Source organism: Afipia felis ATCC 53690 (assembly GCF_000314735.2).
GTDB classification, from domain to species: domain Bacteria; phylum Pseudomonadota; class Alphaproteobacteria; order Rhizobiales; family Xanthobacteraceae; genus Afipia; species Afipia felis.
Genome location: NZ_KB375270.1, coordinates 1,113,517 through 1,133,096 on the forward strand (window position 1 = coordinate 1,113,517; position 19,580 = coordinate 1,133,096).

19 protein-coding genes are annotated in these 19,580 nt (G+C 62.4%); 8 read left to right on the top strand and 11 right to left on the bottom strand.

The window, feature by feature from the left end:
• The first annotated feature begins 133 nt into the window (after nt 1–133).
• The 6 genes from HMPREF9697_RS05290 (at nt 134) to purF (ending at nt 8,285) form a co-directional block, all read left to right on the top strand.
• On the top strand, nt 134–1,384 hold the full coding sequence (locus HMPREF9697_RS05290) for a cyclopropane fatty acid synthase (protein WP_002716133.1): 1,251 nt from the start codon (nt 134–136) through the stop codon (nt 1,382–1,384).
• Nucleotides 1,385–1,535: 151 nt separating this feature from the next.
• On the top strand, nt 1,536–3,032 hold the full coding sequence (locus HMPREF9697_RS05295) for a replicative DNA helicase (RefSeq protein WP_002716134.1): 1,497 nt from the start codon (nt 1,536–1,538) through the stop codon (nt 3,030–3,032).
• 59 nt (nt 3,033–3,091) lie between these two features.
• Nucleotides 3,092–4,312, top strand: coding sequence for an alanine racemase (alr, locus tag HMPREF9697_RS05300; RefSeq protein ID WP_002716135.1), 1,221 nt, complete (start codon nt 3,092–3,094; stop codon nt 4,310–4,312).
• Nucleotides 4,313–4,391: 79 nt separating this feature from the next.
• Nucleotides 4,392–5,804 (top strand): DNA repair protein RadA, encoded by a 1,413-nt coding sequence (radA, locus tag HMPREF9697_RS05305; protein ID WP_002716136.1) that lies wholly within the window; start codon nt 4,392–4,394, stop codon nt 5,802–5,804.
• A gap of 251 nt (nt 5,805–6,055) precedes the next feature.
• Complete coding sequence (locus HMPREF9697_RS05310; RefSeq protein WP_002716137.1) at nt 6,056–6,700, top strand: CvpA family protein; 645 nt, start codon at nt 6,056–6,058, stop codon at nt 6,698–6,700.
• Between the two features lie 79 nt (nt 6,701–6,779).
• The gene (purF, locus tag HMPREF9697_RS05315; protein ID WP_002716138.1) at nt 6,780–8,285 is read left to right on the top strand and encodes an amidophosphoribosyltransferase; all 1,506 of its coding nucleotides are present in this window, start codon (nt 6,780–6,782) and stop codon (nt 8,283–8,285) included.
• A gap of 39 nt (nt 8,286–8,324) precedes the next feature.
• Here the strand turns inward: purF and HMPREF9697_RS05320 are convergent, their stop codons facing one another.
• Nucleotides 8,325–8,828 carry a GNAT family N-acetyltransferase gene (locus HMPREF9697_RS05320; RefSeq protein ID WP_002716139.1) on the bottom strand — a complete coding sequence of 168 codons (504 nt, stop codon included), beginning with the start codon at nt 8,826–8,828 and terminating at the stop codon, nt 8,325–8,327.
• A gap of 140 nt (nt 8,829–8,968) precedes the next feature.
• Here HMPREF9697_RS05320 and HMPREF9697_RS05325 point away from each other — a divergent pair, with 140 nt between their 5' ends.
• On the top strand, nt 8,969–9,709 hold the full coding sequence (locus HMPREF9697_RS05325) for an SDR family NAD(P)-dependent oxidoreductase (RefSeq protein ID WP_002716140.1): 741 nt from the start codon (nt 8,969–8,971) through the stop codon (nt 9,707–9,709).
• Between the two features lie 20 nt (nt 9,710–9,729).
• Here the strand turns inward: HMPREF9697_RS05325 and der are convergent, their stop codons facing one another.
• The 6 genes from der to HMPREF9697_RS05355 form a co-directional block, all read right to left on the bottom strand.
• On the bottom strand, nt 9,730–11,109 hold the full coding sequence (gene der / locus HMPREF9697_RS05330) for a ribosome biogenesis GTPase Der (RefSeq protein ID WP_002716141.1): 1,380 nt from the start codon (nt 11,107–11,109) through the stop codon (nt 9,730–9,732).
• A gap of 56 nt (nt 11,110–11,165) precedes the next feature.
• Nucleotides 11,166–11,636 carry a hypothetical protein gene (locus HMPREF9697_RS05335; RefSeq protein WP_002716142.1) on the bottom strand — a complete coding sequence of 157 codons (471 nt, stop codon included), beginning with the start codon at nt 11,634–11,636 and terminating at the stop codon, nt 11,166–11,168.
• Between the two features lie 55 nt (nt 11,637–11,691).
• Nucleotides 11,692–12,336 (bottom strand): tetratricopeptide repeat protein, encoded by a 645-nt coding sequence (locus HMPREF9697_RS05340; protein ID WP_002716143.1) that lies wholly within the window; start codon nt 12,334–12,336, stop codon nt 11,692–11,694.
• A 162-nt stretch (nt 12,337–12,498) separates the two neighbouring features.
• Entirely contained in the window at nt 12,499–13,329 is an 831-nt protein-coding gene (gene panB / locus HMPREF9697_RS05345) for a 3-methyl-2-oxobutanoate hydroxymethyltransferase (protein ID WP_002716144.1), read from the bottom strand.
• 2 nt (nt 13,330–13,331) lie between these two features.
• Nucleotides 13,332–13,916, bottom strand: a complete 585-nt coding sequence (locus HMPREF9697_RS05350) for an NnrU family protein (protein WP_002716145.1) — start codon at nt 13,914–13,916, stop codon at nt 13,332–13,334.
• 116 nt (nt 13,917–14,032) lie between these two features.
• On the bottom strand, nt 14,033–15,655 hold the full coding sequence (locus HMPREF9697_RS05355; RefSeq protein ID WP_040308142.1) for a peptide chain release factor 3: 1,623 nt from the start codon (nt 15,653–15,655) through the stop codon (nt 14,033–14,035).
• A gap of 201 nt (nt 15,656–15,856) precedes the next feature.
• Here HMPREF9697_RS05355 and sugE point away from each other — a divergent pair, with 201 nt between their 5' ends.
• Nucleotides 15,857–16,171 (top strand): quaternary ammonium compound efflux SMR transporter SugE, encoded by a 315-nt coding sequence (gene sugE, locus HMPREF9697_RS05360; protein ID WP_002716147.1) that lies wholly within the window; start codon nt 15,857–15,859, stop codon nt 16,169–16,171.
• A gap of 95 nt (nt 16,172–16,266) precedes the next feature.
• Here the strand turns inward: sugE and HMPREF9697_RS05365 are convergent, their stop codons facing one another.
• The 4 genes from HMPREF9697_RS05365 to HMPREF9697_RS05380 are packed head-to-tail and all read right to left on the bottom strand — an operon-like array spanning nt 16,267 to nt 19,569.
• Nucleotides 16,267–17,235, bottom strand: a complete 969-nt coding sequence (locus tag HMPREF9697_RS05365) for a branched-chain amino acid ABC transporter permease (RefSeq protein ID WP_002716148.1) — start codon at nt 17,233–17,235, stop codon at nt 16,267–16,269.
• Nucleotide 17,236: 1 nt separating this feature from the next.
• Nucleotides 17,237–18,100, bottom strand: coding sequence for a branched-chain amino acid ABC transporter permease (locus HMPREF9697_RS05370; RefSeq protein ID WP_002716149.1), 864 nt, complete (start codon nt 18,098–18,100; stop codon nt 17,237–17,239).
• 1 nt (nt 18,101) lies between these two features.
• On the bottom strand, nt 18,102–18,818 hold the full coding sequence (locus HMPREF9697_RS05375) for an ABC transporter ATP-binding protein (RefSeq protein ID WP_002716150.1): 717 nt from the start codon (nt 18,816–18,818) through the stop codon (nt 18,102–18,104).
• Complete coding sequence (locus HMPREF9697_RS05380) at nt 18,811–19,569, bottom strand: ABC transporter ATP-binding protein (protein ID WP_002716151.1); 759 nt, start codon at nt 19,567–19,569, stop codon at nt 18,811–18,813. Before HMPREF9697_RS05380 ends, HMPREF9697_RS05375 begins: the two co-directional genes overlap by 8 nt.
• Between the last annotated feature and the right edge of the window lie 11 nt (nt 19,570–19,580).

Genomic DNA, 19,580 nt, shown 5'->3' on the forward strand with positions numbered 1-19,580 from the left:
AAGTAAGATTGCAGCGACAGGGCATAGCCTCTCCTGCCCGCTATTCGGGCTTGAAGGCGAGGCCAAGAGGAGTGAAACTTCGGACCGTGGGGCTCGTTTAACAGGAATAGCACATTACCTCAGGCCGCCGCCCATGAGCTTTTTGCTGAAATCCGTTCTCCGCCGGTTTTTCCGCTACGGTTCAATCACTTTCATCACCGCGGACGGACAGTCTTTTACCTGTGGCGACGGGACCGGCACCCCGGTCACGGTCCGTTTTACCACCCCCTCGGCTCAACGCCGGTTGCTGCTCGACCCCGAGATGGCCTTCGGCGAAATCTACATGGATGGCGAACTCGTGATCGAACAGGGTTCGATCACCGACGTCCTCGCCGTGGCTCTCGCCCAGCCCTATGACCTGCCCGGCTGGGCCAAACTCCATCATCTGCAACGCTTTCTGGTCCGCCGCTGGCACCAGTTCAATCCGATGGGGCTGGCGAAGCGTCGCATCCAGAGCCACTACGATCTCGACAGCCGGATCTACTCGCTCTTCCTCGACTCCGACCGCCAATATAGTTGCGCCTATTTCGAGCGGCCGGACATGTCGCTCGAGGAAGCCCAACTCGCGAAGCGACGGCACGTCACCGCCAAACTGCTGGTGAAGCCCGACCAGCGTGTGCTCGACATCGGCTCCGGCTGGGGCGGGCTTGGCCTTTACATCGCGGAGATCGCGGGCGGTCTCGTCACCGGCGTCACGCTTTCGAACGAGCAGTTCGAGATGTCGAACCAGCGCGCCAAGGCGAAGGGACTGTCGCAACGCGCGAAATTCCTGCTTGAAGACTACCGCAAGGTGCCCGGCCCGTTCGACCGGATCGTGTCAGTAGGCATGTTCGAGCATGTCGGCATCGATCACTACCAGACCTACTTCAACCGCTGCGCCGAGCTGCTCAAGGACGATGGTGTGATGGTGCTGCATGCCATCGGCCGTTCCGAGGGACCCGACATTACCAACCCCTGGATCGCGAAGTATATTTTCCCCGGCGGCTATATTCCTGCTCTATCGGAAGTGCTGCCGACGATCGAGCGGGCCGGTCTTCTGGTCGACGACATCGAAATCCTCCGCCTGCACTATGCCGAGACGCTGAAGGCCTGGCATGAACGGTTTCTCGCTCGGGCGGAGGAAGCCGCCAGAATTTATGATGAGCGTTTCGTACGGATGTGGCGCTTCTACCTCGCCTGCTCGGAGATGAGTTTCCGCAAGCAGAACATGATGGTGTTCCAGATTCAGCTCAGCAAACGGCAGGGCGTGGTTCCCATCACACGCGACTACATCGCGCGAGAGGAACAGCGGCTGCGAGAATTGGAAACCGCACACACGCAGCCCCTGCAACAGGCCGGGGAATAACAAAAGATCAACACGAATCGTTGTCTTTATGCTGCGTGACGATCAGGTTGTGGGTGGCGTGTGTATAAGCTGACATCCTGCTTTGAACACTGACAGCCGGGGTGCTTGATGAGCGCCCGCCTTTTCCGATTTGAAAGCGCATCTGAACGTCATGGCCGTTTCCGACTCGAACATCGTCAAGCTCGCGCCCGAAGCCGGCGCACAGGCCTACCGTACCGCGCCCCACAACATCGAGGCGGAACAGAGTCTGCTCGGCGCGATCCTCGTGAACAACGATGCGTTCTACCGCGTCTCGGACTTTCTCGAACCGAAACACTTCTTCGAACCGATCCATCAGGAGATTTTCGAGACGGCGGCAAGCCTGATCCGCGCGGGCAAGGTCGCGACACCGGTGACGCTGAAAACCTTCCTGCCCGCCGATATCGATCTCGGCGGTATCACGGTCAGCCAGTATCTCGCCCGCCTCGCTGCGGAAGCCACCACCATCATCAACGCCCAGGATTATGGGCGGACGATCTACGACCTCTCGCAGCGCCGCGACCTGATCCGCATCGGCGAGGACATGGTCAATGTCGCCTACGACGCGCCGGTCGATTTCGCCCCGCGCGCGCAGATCGAGGATGCCGAGCGACGCCTCTACGAACTTGCGGAGCAAGGCCAGTATGACGGAGGCTTCCAGAAATTCGGACAGGCGCTGACAGTCGCCATCGACATGGCCGCGGCAGCCTATGCGCGCGATGGCAATCTCTCCGGTCTTGCCTCCGGCCTGCGCGACATGGACAGCAAGATGGGCGGGCTGCAACCCTCCGACCTCATCATTCTTGCCGGACGTCCGGCGATGGGAAAGACCGCGCTCGCCACCAACATCGCTTACAACGTCGCACGTTCTTACCAGGGCGAACTACAGCCTGACGGCACAACGAAAACCGTCAATGGCGGCGTGATCGGCTTCTTCTCGCTGGAAATGTCGGCCGAGCAGCTCGCCACCCGTATTCTGTCCGAACGCACCGGCATCTCGTCGAGTTTGATCCGCCGCGGCGGCATCACTGAAAGAGATTTCGAGAAAATCCGCGATCATGCCATCGAAATGCAGCACCTGCCCTTCCATGTCGACGACACCGGCGGCCTGTCGATCGCGCAATTGATGGCGCGCGCGCGGCGGCTGAAGCGGCAGAAGGGTCTCGACCTTCTCATCATCGACTACATCCAGCTCCTGTCGGGTTCGGGCAAGCGCTCCGACAACCGCGTGCAGGAAATCACCGAGATCACCACCAGCCTGAAGGCGCTGGCGAAGGAACTGAACGTCCCGATCATCGCGCTGTCGCAGTTGTCGCGTCAGGTCGAAGCCCGCGACGACAAGCGCCCGCAACTCGCCGACCTTCGCGAATCCGGCTCGATCGAGCAGGACGCCGACGTGGTGCTGTTCGTGTTCCGCGAGGAATACTACCTGCAAAGCAAGGAGCCGAAGGTCGGCACGCCGGAACATGAAAAGTGGCAACTGGACATGTCGCTGGTCCACGGCAAGGCCGAGGTCATCATCGGCAAGCAGCGTCACGGACCTACCGGCACCATCAAGCTGGCGTTCGAATCCAACGTGACCCGTTTCGCAGATCTCGCCGAAGACGATCACCTGCCGGCGCACATTTGATCTTTGGCACGGGAAGCGTGATATGAGAGGCTGATCTCAGCCTCCAGCCGCGTCCTTTCATGACACCTTTTCCCGATACCTCGGTCCAGATCGATTCCCACACGCTGCAGGGAGCAACCGGCGTGCTGACCGTCGATCTCGACGCGCTCGCCACCAACTGGAAGGCATTGGAAAGCCGTGCCGTGCCTGCGGAGTGCTCCGCCGTGGTCAAGGCCGACGCGTATGGCTGCGGGATCGTGCCCGTGACGCGCAAGCTCGCCAGCATCGGCTGCAAGACGTTCTTCGTCGCAACTCTCGACGAGGCGAAGCTCGCGCGCGAGGCTGCGCCGAAGGCCGCAATCTACGTGCTGGACGGATTCTTCGCCAATTGCGGAGACGATTTTGCGAAGATCGATTGTCGGCCGGTGATCGGTGATCTCAATGAGCTTGCGGAATGGGATGCATTCCGCCGCACCCGCGGCTGGACCGGCCTTGCCGCGCTCCATGTCGACACCGGCATGAACCGCCTCGGTCTGACCGTGGACGAGGCGCGCGGACTAACGCCGCGCATCCGGCAGGCCGATCACGGCATCGCACTGGTGATGAGCCATCTCGCCTGCGCCGAAGACATGACCAACGCGATGAACGGGCGACAACTCGCAGCCTTCCGGTCCGTCGCGTCCGAATTCAGCGGCGTCACCGCCTCGCTAACGAATTCGTCCGGCATCTTTCTCGGCTCCCATTTCCACATGGACATGGTGAGACCAGGTGCGGCGCTGTATGGCGTCAACCCAACACCGGAAGCCGACAACCCGATGCAGCCGGTGGTGGGCCTCAAGGTCCGCATCGCCCAGATTCGCAACGTGCCCAAAGGCGAGACAGTCGGCTACGGCGCGTTGTGGCACGCCAAGCGCCCGACAAGGCTCGCCATCGTCAGCACCGGATACGCCGACGGCTATTTCCGTGCTGCAAGCGGCATCGAAGGCACTCGCAGCGCACAGGCCGTCGTGGCGGGACAGCGTTGCCCGATCGTGGGACGTATCTCGATGGACCTGATGGCGATCGACATCACCGACCTGCCGCACGGCACGGTCCGCCGCGGCCACTTCATCACTCTGATCGGTGACGGAGTGACCGTCGACGAACTCGGGCACCATTTCGGTACCATCGGCTATGAGGTGCTGACCAGCCTCGGCCGCCGCTACGCGCGCGACTATCGGGGCAATGTCATCCCCGACTCCAAGACGACCCCAGAGAGGGCGGCTTCGGAAAATACAATTTCGGAAAAGTCCCCTACCTAAGGCAAACGCGGCCGGCGACGGGTTGACTTTTTAACCCGAATAAGAACAAAGATAGAACATATTTGTTCGCGGGTGCCCGATGGCCAAACACGCCCCCTCTTTCGTCTGCCAAAACTGCGGCTCGGCCTACAACAAATGGCAGGGTAAATGCGAAGGCTGCGGCGAGTGGAACACGCTCTCCGAAGAGGATTCGATTGCGGCCACCGCGATGCCCGCGAGCAGCCGCCCCAAGCGCAAGGGCCGCCTGTTCACATTGGAATCGCTGACGGGTGAGTCCCAACAAGCCCCGCGCTTGCCTTCCGGAATGGCGGAACTCGATCGCGTCACTGGCGGCGGTTTCGTGCGCGGCTCGGTCCTCTTGGTCGGCGGCGATCCCGGCATCGGCAAATCGACGCTGCTCACGCAGGCCACCAGCCTGCTCGCGCGCGCCGGCCATCGCGCCGTCTACATCTCCGGCGAGGAAGCCGTCGCACAGGTTCGGTTGCGCGCCGCGCGACTCGGTCTGGCTGACGCGGCGGTTCAACTCGCGGCAGAGACTTCGGTTGAAGATATCATTGCAACCCTTTCGGAAGGCACACCTCCCCGACTCGTCGTCATCGACTCCATCCAGACGATGTGGACCGACACGGTGGAATCCGCACCCGGCACGGTGACGCAGGTCCGCGCGTCCGCGCAGGCCCTCATTCGCTTCGCCAAGAAATCCGGTGCGGCCCTCATTCTTGTTGGCCACGTCACCAAGGACGGCCAGATCGCGGGACCGCGCGTCGTCGAGCACATGGTCGATGCCGTGCTGTCGTTCGAGGGCGAAGGCTCCCAGCAGTTTCGCATCCTGCGCTCCGTGAAGAACCGTTTCGGTCCGACCGACGAGATCGGCGTCTTCGAGATGACCGGGCTTGGTCTGCGCGAGGTCACGAACCCATCCGAACTGTTTCTCTCCGAACGCGATCTCGGCAGCCCGGGAACGGCCGTGTTCGCCGGCATCGAGGGCACACGCCCGGTGCTGGTGGAATTGCAGGCGCTTGTCGCGCCGACCTCGCTCGGCACGCCCCGCCGCGCCGTCGTCGGCTGGGACCCGAGCAGGCTGTCGATGGTGCTGGCCGTGCTGGAAGCCCATTGCGGCATCAAGCTTTCGGGGCACGACGTCTACCTCAACGTCGCCGGCGGTTTGCGCATTCAGGAACCCGCCGCTGACCTTGCCGCCGCCGCCGCGCTCGTCTCCTCGCTTGCGAATGCCCCGCTGCCGGTCGACGCCGTCTATTTCGGAGAAATCTCGCTGTCCGGCGCGGTACGGCCAGTCGCGCAATCTTCCGCGCGGCTGAAGGAAGCAGCCAAGCTCGGTTTCGCTCGTGCGGTGCTGCCGGACACCGCGCGTGGCGATGCAGGCACGGGCGATGTCGGGCTGAGCCTGAACAGCGTCAATTCTCTGACCTCGCTGGTGGCGGAAATCGCGGCGCGCAGCGAGAAGCGTTTACGGCCCGCCGCTCAGGGATAGACCAACAGGTAAAATTTGAAATATCGACCGCCGAACGGCGCCACACAGATGGTTTGAAAAGCCACAGGCGGGGAAAAATTCACCTCAAGTTCCCGATTTGACACCTCTACGGGTCCGCATCGCGTGACGCCTGAAAATTGGCTGGTTATACAACGCCCGCATGGCTTGCGGGCCACGCCGCTACGCCGTCTGCTGAAATCCGGCGAGCCCTACGATTCGGGGTCGCCGCCATAACCGGAACAGCCTTTCCGATGCCGATTACACTGCTCGATATCATCGTCCTCGCCGTCCTTCTGCTCTCCGGCCTGCTTGCGATGATCCGCGGTTTCGTGCGCGAGGTGCTGTCGATCACGGCCTGGGGCGCGGCAGCGCTTACGACCCTTTATGCCTATCAAAAGCTGCTTCCGACCGCGAAGACCTACATCGCCAGCGACACGCTCGCGACCATCGCCGTCGTCGCCGGCATCTTCATCGTCACGCTGATCGTGGTGTCGATCGTCACGGTGCGCATCTCCGACATGATCCTGGATTCGCGAATCGGTGCGTTGGATCGCACCCTCGGCTTCCTGTTCGGCCTCGCCCGTGGCCTGCTGATCATGGTCGTCGCCTTCCTGTTTTTTGCATGGCTGGTCCCCGAGAAGCAGCAGCCTGACTGGGTTCGCGGCGCAAAATCACGTGTTGTGCTGCAAGGAACCGGCGATTGGCTGATGTCGCTCTTGCCGGACGACCCTGAAAACACCATCTTAAAACGGTTCAAGAAAACCAAGCCGGAAGACGAGCCGGCCGATTCCGCTCCGGACAACCGGACGGAAAACCCGTCGGACCCCGGCGGCTATGCCAAGTCGGAGCGTGACGGCATGAAGTCGCTGATCGATGGCAAAGCAGCAGGACGTTAACTGTAGGCTATGATGCTTGGGAATCGGGCGGTGGTTTCAGCTAGATATCGTCTCAATGTCGCGGAGGCTTGGTGAAACGATGAGCAACTTCTCCGGTAGTGCAGCCGCCACGGGCGAACGCGACCAGCGCGATATCGATCTGCACGGCGAAGGCGATACGCTACGGGAAGAATGCGGCGTCTTCGGAATCTACGGTCACCCTGAAGCCGCTGCCATCACCGCCCTCGGACTTCACGCTCTCCAGCATCGTGGTCAGGAAGCAGCCGGCATCGTCTCCTTCGACGGCAGCCGCTTCCATTCCGAACGCCGTCTCGGCCTCGTCGGCGATACTTTCTCCCGCGGCGATGTCATCGCCCGCCTGCCCGGCGACAACGCCGTCGGCCATGTCCGCTATTCCACCACCGGCGAAACCATTCTGCGCAATGTGCAGCCGCTGTTCGCCGAGCTCAACGCCGGCGGTTTCGCCATCGCGCATAACGGCAACCTCACCAATGGCCTGTCGTTGCGCCGCGAACTGGTTCGCCAGGGCGCCATGATGCAATCGACCACCGACACCGAGGTGGTCCTTCACCTCGTCGCCCATTCCAAGCGTACCCGCTTCATCGAGCGCTACATCGAAGCGTTGCGTGCCATCGAAGGCGCCTACGCGCTGGTGGCGCTCACCAACAAGAAGCTGATCGGCGCGCGCGATCCGCTCGGTATCCGTCCGCTGGTGCTCGGCGAACTCGACGGCTGCCCGATCCTCGCCTCTGAGACCTGCGCGCTCGACATCATTGGCGCGAAATATGTCCGCGACATCGAGCCCGGTGAAGTCATCGTGTTCGACGAAAAGGGCACCGAGATTCATAAACCTTTCCCGCCGCAGCCACCGCGCCCCTGCATCTTCGAATACATCTATTTCGCCCGCCCGGATTCCATTGTCGGCGGGCGCTCCGTTTACGAAGTGCGCAAGGGCTTCGGCGCGCAGCTCGCCCGTGAAAGCCACGTCGATGTGGACGTGGTCGTGCCTGTGCCGGATTCCGGTGTGCCCGCCGCCATCGGCTACAGCCAAGAATCGGGTGTACCGTTCGAACTCGGCATCATCCGCAACCATTATGTCGGCCGCACCTTCATCCAGCCGACGCAGAGCGTACGCGAACTCGGTGTGCGCATGAAACATGCGCCTAACCGCGCCGCGATCGAAGGCAAGCGCATCATCCTGATCGATGACTCGCTGGTACGCGGTACCACCTCCAGGAAAATCGTGCGCATGATGCGCGATGCAGGCGCCAAGGAAGTGCATTTCCGCCTCGCCTCGCCACCGATCGTGCATCCGGACTATTACGGTATCGACCTGCCGGATCGCGGCGGCCTGCTCGCAGCGACGCACTCGCTGGAAGAAATGCGCGACATCATTGGCGCGGATTCACTTGCCTTCCTGTCGATCGATGGCATGTACCGCGCAGTCGGCGAGCCGGGTCGTGACCCGGCCAATCCGAAATTCTCGGATCATTGCTTCACCGGCGATTATCCGACTCTCCTCACCGACCAGACTCAGGTCGAGCAGCCGCAGCATCAGCTCTCGCTGCTGGCGGAAGCAAGCTAAGCGCATTGAATTGGAATCCCGGAGAGCGACCGGTTCGGCTTAAAGCCGTCGCATCATGAATTGCGCATCCGCACCATAGCTGTGCAGCTTCTCGGCAGGCGGACCATCCGGCACCGCCGCAAATCCCTGCCGTTGCCAGAACCCAGCCGAACCATTGACCGCAATCAGCGACAACGACGGCAGGCGCTCAAGACGCGCCTGCTCAACCAGCGACACCACCATTTCGGCGGCGGCGCCGCTGCCCCGCACGTCCGACAACAGCGCGATGTCATGGAGATAATAGGTCGAGGGTCGGGCCGGCAATTCGCCGAGCAGCGCGTTCAGCGCTGGCGGTGCGCGATCGACCCACGGATGGCTGACGACATAAGCCGCGACCTTCCCGTTCTGTACGAGAACCCGGCAGCCTTGCGGATAGAGCCGCAATCGTTCCGCGAAGACCGCTTCATCCTCCGGAAAAGCGGGATGGATAAGCGCGGCCAGCGCGTTGACGGCGGGCAGATCGGCAGGCTGCATCGGCCGCCATAAAGGGCGTTCGGGGATCATGTCCGCCTTCTAGCATACCCATCGCCTTCGCCCCCACCCCTCCGCGTCACGCCGGACTTGTCCCGGCCACCGGCGTCTGTAAAACCTCTGCAACGAAAATAGCCCTGCACCCCGCGGGCTTCGATCCCGACAGGCGCTCGATGACCAAACCCCTCGCTTCCCGTATCGCTCTCGTCACCGGCGCGTCCCGCGGCATCGGCCACGCGACGGCGCGAGCCTTGGCCCGTGCCGGTGCGCATGTCATCGCCGTGGCGAGGACCCAGGGCGGCCTGGAAGAACTCGACGACGAAATCCGCAGCGAGGGCGGCAGCACGACGCTGGTGCCGCTGGACGTCACTGATTACGACGGCGTGGCGCGGCTCGGGGCGGCATTGAACGAACGCCACGGCAAGCTCGACATCCTGATTGGCAATGCCGGCGTCGCGGGTCCGTCCTCGCCGCTCGGTCATATTGACCTCAAGCCGTGGATGGACGCGATCGGCGTCAACCTCACCGCGAACTTCCAGTTGATCCGCTGTATGGAGCCACTGCTGATCCATTCGGACGCAGGGCGCGCGGTGTTCGTCACATCCGGCACCGCCTCCAAGGCCAGCGCCTATCGCGGGCCCTATGCCGCCTCTAAGGCGGGGCTGGAAGCGCTCGCGCGGGTGTGGGCGCACGAGACGGCGACCAGCACGATCCGCGTCAATCTGTTCAATCCGGGACCGATCCGCACCCGCATGCGCGCCTCCGTCATGCCGGGCGAAGACCCGATGATCCTCGACACGCCCGAGCAGGCCGCCGAATACATCCTGCCGATGTGCATGCCGGACTGGAACGAGACGGGCAAAGTCTACGACTACCGCACCCGCTCGCTGATGAGTTTCCGGTCACCGGTCTGACCCGCAGAGTTTTCAGAAACTTACGACTTCCGCTTCGCTTTGTGCGCGAAAGGATTGGCCTTCTCGCGCAGAGTGATGCGCACTGGAGTGCCCGGCAGGTCGAATGCCTCGCGCAGGGTGTTCGTGAGATAGCGCAAATAGGATTGCGGCACCGCATCGGCGCGCGAGCAGAACACCACAAAGCTCGGCGGCCGCGCCTTGGTCTGCGTCACGTAATTCAGCTTCAGCCTGCGCCCCGAAACGGCGGGCGGCGGATTGTTTCTGGTGGCCTGCTCGAACCAGCGGTTGAGCGCGCTGGTCGGGATCCGCTTATTCCAGGTGGCGTAGGCCTTCTCGATCGCACCGATCAGGCGGTCGATGCCCTCGCCCATCAGGCCCGACACCGCCACCACTGGCGCACCGCGCACCTGCGGCAGCAGATGGTCGGCGCTTTCGCGCAGCTTGCCGATTGCGCTCGGCGCGCGCTCCATCAAATCCCATTTATTAACGGCGAGCACGAGGGCGCGGCCTTCGCGCTCGACGAGATCAGCGAGCCGCAGATCCTGCTCCTCGAAGCGGTTCTGCGCGTCCATCACCAGCACCACGACCTCAGCGAAGCGTACGGCGCGCAGCGCATCCGAAACGGACAGCTTCTCCAGCTTGTCGTCGATGCGCGAACGGCGGCGAAGCCCCGCTGTGTCGAACACCCGCAGCTTGCGCCCCTTCCATTCGACATCCACCGCGATGGAGTCGCGCGTGGTGCCGGCTTCCGGGCTTGTCAGCAGCCGCTCCTCGCCGAGGAGATGATTGATGAGTGTCGATTTGCCCGCATTGGGACGACCGAGCACAGCGACGCGGATCGGGCGCGTAGGATCAATATCGTCCTCATCACCGATGTCGTCTTCATCCGCCTCATCATCGACGGGCTCCGGCATCAAATCTTTCAAGGCATCGTAAAGATCGCTCAGACCCTCGCCATGCTCGGCGGAAATGCCGATCGGCTCGCCTAGGCCAAGTGCATAGGATTCCGCGATGCCGCTCTCGCCGTGCTTGCCCTCGCTCTTGTTCGCGAGTAGCAGCACCGGCTTGTTGGCGCGGCGCGCGAAGTCGGCAAAAGCGCGGTCGTTCGGCGTGAGGCCCGCGCGCGCGTCGATCACAAACATCAGCGCATCGGCGGCGGCAATCGCCGTCTCCGTCTGCTCCTGCATCCGTGCGGTCAGCGAGCCACGCGGCCCTGAATCGAGGCCTGCGGTATCGATGATGGTGAATTCGAGATCACCAAGACGGCCGAGCCCTTCGCGACGATCACGCGTAACGCCGGGCTGGTCATCGACAAGCGCGAGCTTCTGCCCGACCAGCCGGTTGAACAACGTCGATTTGCCGACGTTGGGGCGGCCGATGATCGCAATGGTGAAGGACATGATCGATCCCGCCCGCCCTTTACGCGGTCATATGCCGGATGCCGCGTGCGGCGGATTTAATGCGAGAAGCTGCCGCTCGGCAACGGTGCAGGGAATGAGGACAATGGTTGCTCCTGAGCCGGAGCGGCAGCCGGTTGCTGCTGTTGTTGCGGCGGCGGAGCCGCGGCAGGTGCTTCGTCCGGCGGCGGCGCGGTGATGCTCCTCCGCTTGGCGGTGTGCACCCGTTTCTTGGGCTTCGGTTCAGGGGACGCTTCGGCGGCGACCGGCGCTCCGTTGTGCTGCGCTGCCCCGGCAGGCGCACCGCCGGGAGCGACAGGAGCCGTCGCAGCAAGATCGTCCTGCGGTGCCCCCTTGTAAAGCTCCTTCGGCACGCCCTGTTCGACGCCCGGCACGCCTTCCGGAAACACCGGCTTGCGGGCGCCCGGCAATGGCTTCTTCTGATCGAGGAAGTTCAGCATATCGGTGGGATCGAAACTGTTCATCGCGCCGCCACAACCCGACAGCACGCAGGCGGTGGCCACCAGCATGGCACCGGTGACTGCGCGGGAAAGGGAGCGTCTGGGCGAACGGACCGGCATGGGCTTAGCTTTTCGCGGCCGGAGGCAGCAGCGCGAGCAAGGCTTCCGCCCGTCTGCGCAGCGTCGCCGGGCTTTGCGGATCGTCGCCGATCATGTCGAGCCAGCGGCGCGCAGCGTCGTTGTTCTTGGCCCGCCAGGCCGACAGTGCCAGCAATTCGCGCGCGGAGTGACGGAACGTGTGAGTGCCGGACGCTTCGTCCGACAGGCGCTTCTCGATATCGTCATAAGGCGCGGTGTCGAGCATCAGGCTCGCCGCACGCAAGCGCGCGATTTCGCGGATGGATGCTGTGGTGTTGCTGTCATTGGCAATCGCATCGAAAGCGGCGACACCTTTTTTGGAATCCTGCTTGGCTGCTTCCGCCGCCGCATGCAGTCGCGCCAGAGCGCTATAACCCTGCGCATTGCTGCTCGCGATCTTGTCGAAAGCCGCCTGCGCCTGCGCGGGATCGGTCAGCGCCACCGCAGCCTCGAAGGCTTTTCCGGCTGCTTCCGCCTTCTGATTCTCGAAATATTGGTAGGCGCGCCAACCGCCGACGCCGACGACGATCAGGACGATGAGCGCGATGAAATGCAGCGAATAGCGGTCCCACAGCTTCTTAAGCTGTTCGCGACGCAGATCCTCGTCAATTTCATTAAATAGTTCAGACACTTAAGAAAACCCCGCCGATCGTCGCGACGCTCTATGGCGCCAGTCCCCTGCGATGATGCAAGCCGATACAGTAACGCTGTGGCGGCCACAAGGCAAAGCGAGGCGGATCAAAGCGTTAACCGCCGTCTCCGACGCCCAGAACCGATAAAGGCCAGAAAATGGCTATTTGGCGACCTTTGGCTTCAGGTTGTAGACGTGCTCGGGGCCCGGAAACGCGCGGGAGCGAACCTCGCTGGCGTAGTCCTGAATCGCCTTCTCGATGCCCGGCCCGAGGTCGCCATAGCGCTTCACGAACTTCGGCGCCCACGGCGACAGGCCGAGCATGTCCTCCAGCACCAGCACCTGACCGTCGCAAGCCGCGCTCGCGCCGATGCCGATGGTCGGCGCCGCGACATTCTCGGTGATCTTGCGGCCGAGCGGTTCGGCCACGGCCTCGACGACGATCGAGAACGCGCCCGCCTCGGACACTGCCTTGGCGTCTTCCAGAATCATCGCCGAGTCGGCTTCATCGCGCCCGCGCGCCCGGAACGAGCCGAGCGTGTTGATCGACTGGGGCGTGAGGCCGACATGGCCCATCACCGGAATGCCGCGGTTGACGAGAAATTCGATGGTCTCCGCCATCCGCTGCCCGCCTTCAACCTTGATGCCGCCGCAGCCGGTTTCCTTCAGCACGCGCGCGGCGGAATGAAATGCCTGCTCCTTCGAGGCCTCATAGGAGCCGAACGGCATGTCGACCACCACCATCGCCTGTTTCGAGCCGCGCATCACCGCATGGCCCTGCAGGATCATCATCTCGAGCGTGACCGGCACGGTCGTCTCGAAACCATGCATCACGTTGCCGAGTGAATCGCCGACGAGAATGATGTCGCAATATTTATCGACCAGCGCAGCGGTGTGCGCGTGATACGAGGTCAGCATCACGACCGGCTCGCCGCCCTTGCGCGCGAAAATCTCGGGCGCAGTTTTGCGCTTGGCTGCGGTTTGAACAGACATGGTCAGACTCCAACGACAGGAACGCCAATCACCAGCGGGTGGAAGGCAAATGCGAGCGCAAGATAGGCTACAACCCCGACCGCGACCGCGATGAGATCGTTGCCGATGCCGCCGACCGGAATCGGCGGAGCGCCGCTGTCAGTGCGATGCTTCAGCGAAATGCGGTCATACACCGCCCACGCCAGCACCGAGCCGAACAGGATGATTGAGCCGAGATCGCCGTTCGCGAGCAGATGCGCGAGCGCCCACAGCTTCACGCCTGCCAGCATCGGGTGCTTCAGCTTCACGAAGATGCGACCGCGGATATAGGACGCCACGACCAAAATGACCGCAGGCAGCATCAAGGCCAGGGTCAGATGGCGCATCGCCTTGGGCGGGTACCAGATATCGACCCATTCCGTGGCGCGATAGACGCTGAATCCCTTGGCCGCGAGCGCGATACCGATGATCGCCACGACGCTGTAGACTGCCTTGTAGCCACCCTCGCCGAGCCGCGCGACCAGCGAGGCACGCAAATCACGGCGTGTCGTCAGCACGTGCACGCCCAGAAAAAGCACAAGCCCCAAAATCAGAAGCGCAAAACCCATGAGAGCACCCCATCGGATCGATGGCGTCGGGTAGCATTTTTATGGTGCAACGCGCAATGCACCTGACGGCCGCGCCCTCACAGCCCGGCATGCAGGCGTATCTCGATTTGAAACGCCTAGTCGCCCTTGCCGGCCTTCTTCACATCCTTGACGCTCATGAAGGTGATGCCGGGCGAGCGTTCGCGGGTGTAGCCGAGATAGAATTCGTTCTTGGCGAGAAACACCAGATCGCCGTCGACATCCTCAGCGATGCTGGAGCCGTTGGCGTTGACGAAGGTGTCGAATGTCTTGCGGTCTTCCGCCGTGAACCAGCGCGCCAACTGGAATTCGCTGATCTCGAAATCGACCGGCAGCGAATATTCTGCATCTAGTCGCGCCTTCAGCACGTCGAGCTGCAACTGGCCGACGACGCCGACCATCGCGGGCGAACCGTCGCGCGGGCGAAACACCTGCACGACGCCCTCTTCCGACATCTGCTGTAAGGCTTCCTTCAGCTTCTTGGCCTTCATCGCATCGCCGAGGCGGACGCGGCGCAGGATTTCCGGCGCAAATGATGGAACGCCGACGAACTGGATGTCCTCGCCTTCCGTCAGCGTATCGCCGATCCGCAACGTGCCGTGGTTCGGAATACCGACCACGTCGCCCGCGAACGCTTCGTCGGCGATGGCGCGGTCCTGCGCGAAGAAGAACTGCGGCGCCGACAGCGTCATATTCTTGCCGGTCCGCACCAGTTTCGACTTCATGCCGCGCGTCAGCTTGCCCGAGCACAGCCGTGCGAAGGCGATGCGGTCGCGGTGGTTCGGATCCATGTTCGCCTGGATCTTGAAGACGAACGCACTCATCTTCGGCTCCGAGGCCTCGACCTTGCGTGTATTCGATTCCTGCGCACGCGGCGGCGGCGCATAGCGCCCGAGCCCTTCGAGCAGATCGCCAACGCCAAAATTGCGCAGCGCCGAGCCGAAGAACACCGGCGTGAGATGGCCTTCGCGGAACGACTCCAGATCGAACGGCTTACAGGCTTCGGTCACCAGCGCGAGTTCTTCGCTGATCGCATCAGCATCGAGGTTGGGGTTGCGTCCGGCAAGCTCCCTGATCTCGATCTGCTCGGCCTCCCCTGTCTTCGCGCCGCCGCCTTCCAGCAGGCGCACGCCGCCGGTTGCGATGTCGTAGGTGCCGAGGAAGTCGCGACCACGGCCCACCGGCCATGTCATCGGCGTGGTGTCGAGCGCGAGCGTTTTCTCGATCTCGTCCAGCAGATCGAACGGATCGCGACTCTCGCGATCCATCTTGTTGATGAAGGTGATGATCGGAATGTCGCGCAGACGGCAGACCTCGAACAATTTCCGCGTACGGTCCTCGATGCCCTTGGCGGCGTCGATCACCATCACCGCGGAGTCGACGGCGGTGAGCGTGCGGTAAGTGTCCTCGGAGAAATCCTCGTGGCCCGGCGTATCGAGCAGATTGAAAACGAGATTGTCGAATTCGAACGTCATCACCGAGGTGACGACGGAAATGCCGCGATCGCGCTCGATCTTCATCCAGTCGGAGCGCGTGGAACGCCGCTCGCCCTTGGCCTTGACCTGCCCGGCAAGATTGATCGCGCCGCCGAACAGCAGCAGCTTTTCGGTCAGCGTGGTCTTGCCCGCGTCAGGGTGGGAGATGATCGCGAAAGTGCGTCGGCGCTCGACTTCATGGGCAAGCGGAGACGCAGAATCGGCGGCAATGGCAGTGTCGGTCATGATCGCGAGCATGTGGCAGGGAAATGCCTCAGGATCAAGGAAAACCGCCCCCGGCATGGGCTGCCCTTGCGCAAGCCGCCTTCAATTCCCTAAATATAGCCCTTGGCGGGGACGACCCCGCTTCGCGGCTCCGGGAACTCACCCGCCCGCCAAATCCCATCATTTTTGCGGGGACGACCCTGCCTGCCGAAGGAGCGCGTCATGGCGTGGGTTGTTCTGTTTTTCGCTGGGCTGATGGAAATCTGCTGGGCTATCGGGCTCAAATATACCGAGGGATTCACCCGGCTGGTCCCCTCGGTCCTGACGCTCGCCGCGATGACGATCAGCGTCATCCTGCTCGCGATCGCGCTGAAAACCCTGCCGGTCGGAACCGGCTATGCGGTCTGGACCGGAATCGGCGCCGTCGGCACCGCCATCCTCGGCATCGTGCTGTTCGGCGATCCGGCGACGGCCGGACGGCTCGCCTGCATCGGGCTTATCGTTGCCGGGATCGTCGGATTGAAACTCGCGACCTGAAGTCCTCATCATTGCGAGAGCCGCGAAGCAATCCAGAGTCAGCTTGACGGGACTGGATTGCTTCGTCGGCTTTGCCTCGTCGCAATGACTGCAATTTAAAGCGAGCGTTTGAAGTAGTGCGCGATCTCGCCGACGATGCCGCGGCGGAAGGTCAGCACGCAGATGATAAACACCGCGCCCTGCATCACCATCACCCATTGACCGAAGGATGCGAGATACTGCTGCATCGCGACGATGATGAACGCGCCGACGATGGGGCCAAAGGATGTCCCGAGGCCGCCGACCAGCGTCATCAGCACCACTTCACCTGACATCGTCCAGTGTACGTCTGTGAGCGACGCGTTCTGGGTGACGAACATCTTCATCGAGCCCGCAAGACCGGCCAGCGTTCCCGACAGGATGAACGCCATCAGCTTGTACTGGTCGACCTTGTAGCCGAGTGAAATCGCACGCGGTTCGTTTTCGCGGATCGATTTCAGCACTTCGCCGAAGGGCGAGTTGACGATGCGGTGGATCAGGAGGAATGCCAGCAAAAACACGCTGAGAATGAAATAGTAAAGCGTGTTGGTGTTCGACAGGTCGATAAAGCCGAACAGCGTGCCCTGCGGAATCCCCTGAATGCCGTCCTCACCTCCGGTGAACGGCGCGCGCAGATAAATGAAGAACATCAATTGCGACAGCGCCAGCGTGATCATGGCGAAGTAGATGCCCTGCCGCCGGATCGCGATCGCGCCGGTGATGACGCTCAACACGGCGGCCGCGAATACGCCGATCAGGATGCCGACCACTGGCGGCACACCCCAGGACTTCAAGGTATAAGCCGTAAAGTAGCTCGCGGTGCCGAGAAACATCGAGTGGCCGAACGACAGAAGGCCGCTATAGCCGATCAGCAGGTTGAAGGCACAGGCGAACAGCGAAAAGCACAACGCCTGCATCACGAAATAGGGATAGATCCCGGTCAGCGGCACGGCGGCCAGCAACACCGCCATGATGATGAAGCCAACGATCTCGTCCGCCATTGAGCGGTTCTTGGTGGGGGTCGCGTTTTCGGTGATGGTCGCCATGTCAGTTCGCCCGTCCCGTCAGGCCTGAGGGCCTTACCAGCAAAACCAGCACCATCAGCACGAAAACCACGGTGTTGGATGCTTCCGGATAAAAATACTTCGTCAGCCCTTCGATCACGCCCAGCGCGAAGCCAGTGATGACCGAACCCATGATCGAGCCCATGCCGCCGATCACCACCACCGCGAACACAACGATGATGAGGTCCGCTCCCATCAGCGGTCCGACCTGATTGATCGGCGCCGACAGTACGCCTGCGAGCGCGGCAAGACCGACGCCGAGCCCATAGGTCAAGGTGATCATCAGCGGCACGTTGATGCCGAAAGCCCGCACCAGCGTCGGGTTCTCGGTCGCGGCGCGCAGGTAAGCCCCGAGCCTCGTGCGCTCGATCAGGTACCATGTCGCCAGGCAGACGATCAGCGAAACCACGACGACCCAGCCGCGATAGATCGGCAGGTACATGAAGCCGAGATTGACGCCGCCGCGCAGTTCGGATGGCATCGCGTAAGGCATGCCGGACGAGCCGAAATAATTCTGGAAGATACCCTGGATCACCAGCGCAAGGCCGAAGGTCAGCAGCAGGCCGTAAAGCGGATCGAGTCCCTGGAGCCAGCGTAGCAGCGTACGCTCCAGCAACATTCCGAACGCGCCCACGATCAGCGGCGCAAGCAGCAGCGCCCACCAGTAATTCAGGCCGCCATATTGCAGCAGGAAATACGCGGTGAACGCGCCCATCATGTAGAGCGCGCCATGGGCGAAATTGATGATGTTGAGCATGCCGAAGATGACGGCAAGGCCGAGACTCAAGAGCGCGTAGAACGAGCCGTTGATCAGTCCGACAAGAAGCTGTCCGTAAAGCGCCTGCATGTCACACGCCGAGATATTGGTGAAGTTTCTGCATATTGGCTTCCAGCTCGCCGCTCGCGAACGTGTCGATCACATGTCCATGCTCGACGACGTAGAAGCGATCGGCGAGGTCCGCCGCGAACCTGAAGTTCTGCTCGACCAGCAAAATCGTAAAACCGTCCGCCTTCAGCCGCGAGATCGTGCGCCCGATCTGCTGGATGATGACCGGGGCAAGGCCTTCGGTCGGCTCGTCCAGCATCAGGAAGCGCGCGCCGGTGCGCAGGATGCGTGCGATCGCGAGCATCTGCTGTTCGCCGCCGGACAGTTTGGTGCCCTGGCTGGTGAGCCGTTCCTTCAGGTTCGGAAACAGGTCGAAAATCCGTTCCACCGGCATGCCGCCCGGACGGATCGTCGGCGGCAGCAGCAGGTTTTCCTTCACGTCGAGGCTCGAGAAGATGCCGCGCTCCTCGGGGCAGAAGGCGACGCCGAGGCGCGCGATCCGGTCCGATGACAGGTTGATCGTTTCCTTGCCCTCGAACATGACCGAGCCCCGGCGCTTGCCGATGATGCCCATGATCGATTTCAGCGTGGTCGATTTGCCCGCACCGTTGCGGCCGAGCAGCGTCACCACCTCGCCGGGCTGGACGTGAAAGTCCATGCCGTGAAGAATATGGGACTCGCCGTACCAGGCCTGCAGTCCCTTGATGTCGAGCACCGGCACCGTTGCTGCCTCAGGCATGCCCGGCTCCCAGATAGGCTTCCCGCACCCGCTCGTCCTGGGTCAGCGTCGTGTAATCGCCCTCGGCCAGAATATGTCCGCGCGTCAGCACCGTGATCTTGTTCGACAAGTTCGACACCACGTTGAGATTATGCTCCACCATCAGGATGGTATGGTTGGCGGCGATGCGTTGGATGAGCGCCGCGATCTTGTCGATGTCCTCATGGCCCATGCCGGCCATCGGCTCGTCGAGCAGCATCATCTCCGGCTCAAGCGCCAGCGTCGTCGCGATCTCCAGCGCACGCTTGCGCCCATAAGGCATTTCGGCTGCGCGGATGTCGGCAAAGGCCGACAGTCCGACATCGTCCAGGAGCGCCCTCGCCCGTTCGTTGAAGCGGTTGAGGACCGATTTCGACCGCCAGAAGTCGAACGACTCGCCGTGCTCGCGCTGCAGAGCGACGCGCACATTTTCCAACGCCGTCAGATTGGGAAACACCGCCGATATCTGAAACGAACGCACCAGGCCGAGCCGCGCGACATCCGCGGGCTTGGTCACGGTGATGTCCTTTCCGTTGTAAAGAATGGTCCCTTTCGACGGCTGCAGGAATTTCGTCAGGAGGTTGAAAACCGTGGTCTTGCCGGCGCCGTTCGGGCCGATCAACGCATGGATGGTATTGCGCCTGACCTTCAGGCTGACATTGTTGACCGCAGTAAAGCCCGCGAACTCCTTCGTCAGGCCGATGGTCTCGAGAATATACTCAGGCTCTGCCAATCAAAATCCCC

Bases quoted from the DNA above. Each gene is read 5' to 3' on its own strand.
- HMPREF9697_RS05290 (WP_002716133.1), top strand. From the start codon at position 134: ATGAGCTTTTTGCTGAAATCCGTTCTCCGCCGGTTTTTCCGCTACGGT.
- HMPREF9697_RS05295 (WP_002716134.1), top strand. From the start codon at position 1,536: ATGGCCGTTTCCGACTCGAACATCGTCAAGCTCGCGCCCGAAGCCGGC.
- alr (WP_002716135.1), top strand. From the start codon at position 3,092: ATGACACCTTTTCCCGATACCTCGGTCCAGATCGATTCCCACACGCTG.
- radA (WP_002716136.1), top strand. From the start codon at position 4,392: ATGGCCAAACACGCCCCCTCTTTCGTCTGCCAAAACTGCGGCTCGGCC.
- HMPREF9697_RS05310 (WP_002716137.1), top strand. From the start codon at position 6,056: ATGCCGATTACACTGCTCGATATCATCGTCCTCGCCGTCCTTCTGCTC.
- purF (WP_002716138.1), top strand. From the start codon at position 6,780: ATGAGCAACTTCTCCGGTAGTGCAGCCGCCACGGGCGAACGCGACCAG.
- HMPREF9697_RS05320 (WP_002716139.1), bottom strand. From the start codon at position 8,828: ATGATCCCCGAACGCCCTTTATGGCGGCCGATGCAGCCTGCCGATCTG.
- HMPREF9697_RS05325 (WP_002716140.1), top strand. From the start codon at position 8,969: ATGACCAAACCCCTCGCTTCCCGTATCGCTCTCGTCACCGGCGCGTCC.
- der (WP_002716141.1), bottom strand. From the start codon at position 11,109: ATGTCCTTCACCATTGCGATCATCGGCCGCCCCAACGTCGGCAAATCG.
- HMPREF9697_RS05335 (WP_002716142.1), bottom strand. From the start codon at position 11,636: ATGCTGGTGGCCACCGCCTGCGTGCTGTCGGGTTGTGGCGGCGCGATG.
- panB (WP_002716144.1), bottom strand. From the start codon at position 13,329: ATGTCTGTTCAAACCGCAGCCAAGCGCAAAACTGCGCCCGAGATTTTC.
- HMPREF9697_RS05350 (WP_002716145.1), bottom strand. From the start codon at position 13,916: ATGGGTTTTGCGCTTCTGATTTTGGGGCTTGTGCTTTTTCTGGGCGTG.
- HMPREF9697_RS05355 (WP_040308142.1), bottom strand. From the start codon at position 15,655: ATGACCGACACTGCCATTGCCGCCGATTCTGCGTCTCCGCTTGCCCAT.
- sugE (WP_002716147.1), top strand. From the start codon at position 15,857: ATGGCGTGGGTTGTTCTGTTTTTCGCTGGGCTGATGGAAATCTGCTGG.
- HMPREF9697_RS05365 (WP_002716148.1), bottom strand. From the start codon at position 17,235: ATGGCGACCATCACCGAAAACGCGACCCCCACCAAGAACCGCTCAATG.
- HMPREF9697_RS05370 (WP_002716149.1), bottom strand. From the start codon at position 18,100: ATGCAGGCGCTTTACGGACAGCTTCTTGTCGGACTGATCAACGGCTCG.
- HMPREF9697_RS05375 (WP_002716150.1), bottom strand. From the start codon at position 18,818: ATGCCTGAGGCAGCAACGGTGCCGGTGCTCGACATCAAGGGACTGCAG.